This is a genomic window from Ruegeria sp. O4 (assembly GCF_056535125.1).
Map to the genome: position 1 here is coordinate 1 of NZ_JBQERO010000043.1, position 2402 is coordinate 2402.

Here is a 2402-nt window from a genome sequence, read left to right on the forward strand (position 1 = left end):
GAATTGTTTGACAGGTTCGCCATTCTTGCGCGGCGTAAAATTCACATTTGAGCAATGGTATCTTGACAGATTAATATGCCAAGAAAAATCGATTATACCTTCAACGTCATAAGTCTGACCTATGGATGACCTTACATAAGAGTTTCGATGTGATCCGAGGGAGCCTCGTGTGGCAAGCTGATCAGAATAGAGAATAGACGGGGATAACCAGACGGTTCCTTTCCTTCAGTACAAACGCCCCAATTCCCTGATCCTTTGCGGATAATCGTCTGGAAAACGCCAGATGACTTCGCCGGGTGCGCGCACCAGTCCGCGCGCGGCGGGGTCTTTGTTGGTCAGCAATGACAGGAAAAGATCGCTGCTGGCCCATGGTGAAGATCGGAAGTACCAATGCCCGTTGCCAGTGCCCGCCTCTTCGGCATCCGTCACGTCGATGACATGCAGCCTTGGGGTCCGGGCCAGCTCCGCTTGCACCGCAGGCACTGCTTCGCCGGGCGGCGAAGTCTCTCCGACGCGCTTGCGGCCAAAAACAAGCCTAGACATCGCCAGCGCGGAATCCGTTTGCGACTGATAGATCGTCAGGTCCGTAACCGCATCGAGAAGACCGTCCTCGATAGCATGAATGAAATAAGCGCGATCCAGATCGCTGCCGATCAGGATGAGCTTGCCCAACCGCGCGTTTCCCTCGGCCCCCAAAGCAATTTGATAGGCGGCGTCAAATGCCAGCCTTGTCCCGGCACTGTAGCCAATCAGGTGGATGCGACGGGCATCGGTAAGGGCCGAGAGAAAGGCAATCAGCTCGCGCAGATAGCGTCGCGAGGCCAGCGCCGATTCCTGATCGCGGAAATAGGCCAGCGTACTTGGGGTTGCTGTCCAGTTGTAACTGATGAAAGCGCCCTGATAGCCCAGGAAATGTTGCAACTGGCTTGAGACCAGAGTGGAATAGTCGAAATCCACATTATAGCCATGAATGTAGATGAAAATGTCCTTGTTGGCCGATTGTGCCAATTGCGCATTGATTTGTGACGCAAAATGGCTGCCGGCGGCTTCGACTTCGGCACGGCTGGGTGGCGTATCCATGTAATTGATAGCGCTGAACGGCAGAATGCCGGTCTCGGTCACGCCCACCACCCGCAGCCTATAGTCCCGATCCCGCGCCGCGGCGAGCGTTATGCGCCTTGCGTTTTCCCAGCTTTCAAGCGGCGGGTCCGACGCAATCTGCGCGACACCCGCCCGCAGCACGTGCCCCCGTGCATTATTGTAGCTTTTCTGCGGGTCGTCCGGTTCTGCGGGCTGGCGGTCGGTTGCGTAAAACAGACGCGCCCGCGACTCGAAATTACCCTCGGTCACATCCCCGAACGGGTCAAGCGTGCCATTGGCAAAGACCGTTGGCGAAGGCATGATGTCAATTTCATTGTAGGTTTTCGCCGCACACCCCGTCAGGGTTATGAAGATAATTAGCCAACAGAACCTATGCATCAGACACTTTACGCCCCAGAATTTCCGCCGCATTGAGATTTGCCGGCACGAGCTTTCAACCATTTTTGCAAATGGACCATCTTTGGCAAGCCTTTGAGGATGCCTGCGACAACGATGGCAGCAGATTGCGGGCCGGGACCGTGGATGATGCTGTCAGAGAGACGTTTGAAGGGTTCGAGTAAGCGGCCACATTAACCAATGGTCGCCGATTTCGGGGTCGGCTTCTTGATGAGTCTTTTACAATGTGAAGCTACGCAAAGGCGCAAGGGACCATGTGAAAACGGCTATGAAACGGGCCAGATGTTCATCAAGGTGAAGGGCATGTGCGAATAGTCATGAACGTTTCCTGCACTGAAAAGGTTCGCACCAGAATTTTACCACTCTTGGCTGTCCGGCTCCCGCCGCAAGTTTGTGGGCTCCAAAAGGATGTTTGTTTGCTGTTTTTTACCTTGGCCTCACCCTATCCAGGGATCGAAGCTTCCAGAGAACCCGGCGCAATTCAGCGGTTTTTCGATTGGATGAAACTCCTCCAGTGCACTGCCTGTGCCCCAAAGTTAGAACGATTTGCGATCGTGTGGCTTTTTGTTGCTTTTTCTTGACCGAGCAAACGAATTGATACATTTTACCAAAATAAAACCAGAATGGAGCACAAATTATCACGAATATAGACCGTTTTTGTCGCTCCATACCGCCCTTGAGTCAGAGGTTTCGTCTCGGTGTAAGGATGGTTTCGGAGCGGCGGCAGTGCTAATAACAGAATGTCCTGTGCGGACTGGTTATGGTAACCTGAGATAGAAAGGTATCGCCCCGACAGTTTGCAGTTAACTGCACATTTTGAGGGTGCAATTCTGTCAAATTGGCGGTCACTGGCTTCACTTGACCCAAAGCGCCTCGAAAAAGAAGGCACCCAACAAAAATGATCA

1 protein-coding gene is annotated in these 2402 nt (G+C 53.2%); it reads right to left on the minus strand.

Annotation, left to right across the window (positions count from 1 at the left end):
- Window positions 1-225: 225 nt before the first annotated feature.
- On the minus strand, window positions 226-1401 hold the full coding sequence (locus ACR0J7_RS20385; protein ID WP_480915470.1) for an alpha/beta hydrolase: 1176 nt from the start codon (window positions 1399-1401) through the stop codon (window positions 226-228).
- Window positions 1402-2402 lie beyond the last annotated feature (1001 nt).